General features: G+C 69.1%; 4 protein-coding genes. All 4 read left to right on the forward strand.

Translation table 11 applies throughout. From position 1 onward, the window contains the following. Positions 1-106: 106 nt before the first annotated feature. Genes tnpA through JOY88_RS07455 form a run of 4 tightly spaced genes read left to right on the forward strand, consistent with a single transcriptional unit; the run spans position 107 to position 3,013 of the window. A complete protein-coding gene (gene tnpA / locus JOY88_RS07440) occupies positions 107-520 on the forward strand; it encodes an IS66-like element accessory protein TnpA (protein WP_293501630.1) in 414 nt (137 codons plus the stop codon). After that, entirely contained in the window at positions 517-864 is a 348-nt protein-coding gene (gene tnpB, locus JOY88_RS07445; protein WP_293501631.1) for an IS66 family insertion sequence element accessory protein TnpB, read from the forward strand. Before tnpA ends, tnpB begins: the two co-directional genes overlap by 4 nt. A gap of 53 nt (positions 865-917) precedes the next feature. After that, complete coding sequence (tnpC, locus tag JOY88_RS07450; RefSeq protein WP_293501633.1) at positions 918-2,498, forward strand: IS66 family transposase; 1,581 nt, start codon at positions 918-920, stop codon at positions 2,496-2,498. Beyond that, the gene (locus JOY88_RS07455; protein WP_293501632.1) at positions 2,495-3,013 is read left to right on the forward strand and encodes a hypothetical protein; all 519 of its coding nucleotides are present in this window, start codon (positions 2,495-2,497) and stop codon (positions 3,011-3,013) included. Before tnpC ends, JOY88_RS07455 begins: the two co-directional genes overlap by 4 nt. The last annotated feature ends 42 nt before the right edge of the window (positions 3,014-3,055 follow it).

Consider the following 3,055-nt stretch of genomic DNA (forward strand, 5'->3'; position numbering starts at 1 on the left):
GTAAGCGTGGCCTCACGGCCCTCTGGTGTGCCGGCGGCTTCGTGACCAAGATCGGCTGATCCTGCACACCTGGGATGGTGTGCATCAGGCATCGCTCGCGCACACCATGGCTGATCAAGACACACCCTCCAGGCGCCGCAGGCGCGACCACAGTCCCGAGCTCAAGCGCGAGCTGGTCCGGCAATGCCTGCAGCCCGGTGCGTCGGTGTCCAGCATCGCAATGGCTCATGGCATCAACGCGAACCTGGTGTTCAAGTGGCGGCGCGAGCACCGTGAAGCCCAGGCCGCTGTGGCAGACCTCGCGCGCGCGCCGGCGCCGCTGCTGTTGCCCATCACGCTCGACTCGACCGCACCCGCGGATGCGTCGCCACCGACAGCCGCGGTGGCGCCCCCTGCCGATGTCCGCGCCAGCGCCGGCAGCATCGAACTCGACTTCGCTGGCGCCCGGTTGCGGCTGCGTGGCGCCGTCGACCCGCAGAGTCTCGTGGCGCTGCTCACCACGCTGCGAAGCCTCGCATGATCGGACTCCCCTCAGGCACACGCGTCTGGCTCGTCGCCGGTCACACGGACATGAGGAAGGGCTTCGACGGCCTGGCCGCCGTGGTGCAGACGGCGCTGGCCGAGAACCCGTTCGACGGCCACGTGTTCGTCTTCCGCGGCCGGCGCGGCGACATCGTCAAGCTGCTGTGGTTCGATGGCCAGGGCTTGATGCTGCTGGCCAAGCGCCTGGAGCGCGGCCGCTTCGTCTGGCCTCAGGCCGTCGACGGCCGCGTGGCATTGACCGCCGCACAACTGTCGATGCTGCTGGAGGGCATCGACTGGCGCATGCCGACGCGCACGAACTCACCTCAGCTGGCCGCATAGACGATGCCTTCTCGGGAGTGATCCCAATGCAGACGCGCTGACCCTGTCGCACACTGAGGTCCGTGCCGCAAGACACCGACCCGATCAGCCAACTGCCCGACGACGCGCAGCTGCTCAAGCAGCACCTGCGCATCAGCGCCAACGAGGTGCAGCGGCTCCAGCTGATGGTCGACAAGCTCAAGCTGCAACTGGCACGCCGCGTGCGCGCGCAGTTCGGCACTTCCAGCGAGCGATTCGATCTGCAGGCCAGCCTCATCGAGCCGGTGGCGTTGGAGCAGCTGCAAGTGCGCAAGCCGGCCACGCCGGCCGCCAACGCCGGCAGCGTCGACCGCAGCCTGCCCGGCCACCTGCCTCGCGAACAACACGAGCTTCGCCCGGCCACCACTGAAGCGCATCACGACGCGGCAGGACAGTCCTGCGGCTGCACCGCCTGCGGTGGCCGGCTGCGCAGCATCGGTGCCGACGTCTCGGAGCACCTGGAGTACGTGCCCGCGCGCTTCAAGGTCATCCGCACCGTCAGACCCAAGCTGGCCTGCACCAAGTGCGAGGCCATCTTCCAGGCGAGCGCGCCGAGCCGGCCGATCACCCGAGGCCTGGCGGGCCCGGCGCTGCTGGCCCACGTGATGGTGTCCAAGTTCTGTGACCACGCCCCACTGCACCGCCAGAGCCGCATCTACGCCCGCGAAGGCGTCGACATCGACCCCGGCACGATGGCGGGCTGGGTGGAGCAGGTTCACACCTTGTTCGATCCACTGCTCACCGCGCTGGGGCGACACGTGCTGCACGCGGCCAAGGTGCACGCCGACGACACGCCGGTGAAGGTACTCGCGCCCGGCGAAGGCAAGACGCGCACCGGCAGGCTGTGGGTTTACGTGCGCGACGACCGGTCTGCGGGTGACCTGGCGCCGCCGGCCGTCTGGTTCCGCTACTCGGCCGACCGCAAGGGCGAGCACCCGCAGCGCCACCTGCGCGACTTCCACGGCATCCTGCAGGCCGATGCTTACGGCGGCTGGAACGCCCTCTACGACGGCGGCCAGGTCGTCGAAGCCGCATGTTGGGCGCATGCAAGACGACCTTGGTGGGACCTGTACGAACAGCACCGGGACGACACCGGGCTGGCGGCGCAGGCGCTGCGCCACATCCAGGGGCTGTACGCCGTCGAAGCCGACATCCGGGGCAGCCCGCCGCAGGTGCGGCGACAGCATCGGCAGGCTCGAGCTGGCCCCTTGCTGGAGAAGTTCCATCTCTGGCTGCAGGGGGTGCTGACCCAGGTGTCGACGAAGTCGGAGCTGGCCAAGGCGGCCCGCTACAGCCTGGCGCGCTGGAAGGCGTTGACACGCTACGTGGACGACGGTCGTATCGAGATCGACAACTCAGCCGCCGAGCGCGCGCTGCGCGGCGTGGCGCTCGGGCGCGGCAACTACCTGTTCATGGGCTCGAACGCGGGCGGTGAACGCGCAGCATCGATGTACAGCCTGATCGAGACCGCCAAGCTCAACGGCCTGGATCCCGAGGCGTACCTGCGCGAGGTGCTGCAGCGCATCGCCGACCATCCGGTGAACCGCATCGACGAGCTGCTGCCCTGGAACATCGGCAGCGAGCGCGCCGACGCTGAAGAGCGCGCGGCGGCATGAGCTGGCCGAGCATCGATCCGCGGCTGCTGGACGTCCTTCACCAGGCCAGCAGCCTGGAGCTGTTCCAGCTCAGCACGCTGATCGAGCGGCTGCTGGCTGACCCGCGGCGCATCATCGCGGTCCGCAAGGACATGCACCTGGGCCAGACCGTGCGCTTCCTCGACTGGCGCGATGGCAGCCTGCGTGAAGGCAAGGTCGTGGCCCTGCGCCACACCCAGGTCACGCTACAAGACCTGCGCGAGCGTCGCGAGTGGAAGCTGCCCTATGCGGCCATCGAGCCGCCGGCTCCCAACGCCGCGGCGCGACAGGCCGAAGCTGCACCGCCTCCCGCAGCGCCTCGCCCCACGCGCAATGACTTCCGCTGCGGCGAGAGGGTCGCCTTCGAGGACAAGTACCTCAACACGGTGGTCGGCACCATCGTGCGCATCAACGAGCGCACCGCCAGCATCGACCCGGGCGACGGCACCAAGTGGCGCGTGGGCTTCGGCTTGCTGCGCCACGTGCTGGACATCTGAGTTACCGCGCTTCCGTCAAGAGGGCCTTCAGGCCGCGCTTAC

The organism is Roseateles sp. (genome assembly GCF_019237615.1).
Lineage (GTDB): Bacteria > Pseudomonadota > Gammaproteobacteria > Burkholderiales > Burkholderiaceae_C > Pelomonas.

Bases quoted from the DNA above. Each gene is read 5' to 3' on its own strand.
- tnpA (WP_293501630.1), top strand. From the start codon at position 107: ATGGCTGATCAAGACACACCCTCCAGGCGCCGCAGGCGCGACCACAGT.
- tnpB (WP_293501631.1), top strand. From the start codon at position 517: ATGATCGGACTCCCCTCAGGCACACGCGTCTGGCTCGTCGCCGGTCAC.
- JOY88_RS07455 (WP_293501632.1), top strand. From the start codon at position 2,495: ATGAGCTGGCCGAGCATCGATCCGCGGCTGCTGGACGTCCTTCACCAG.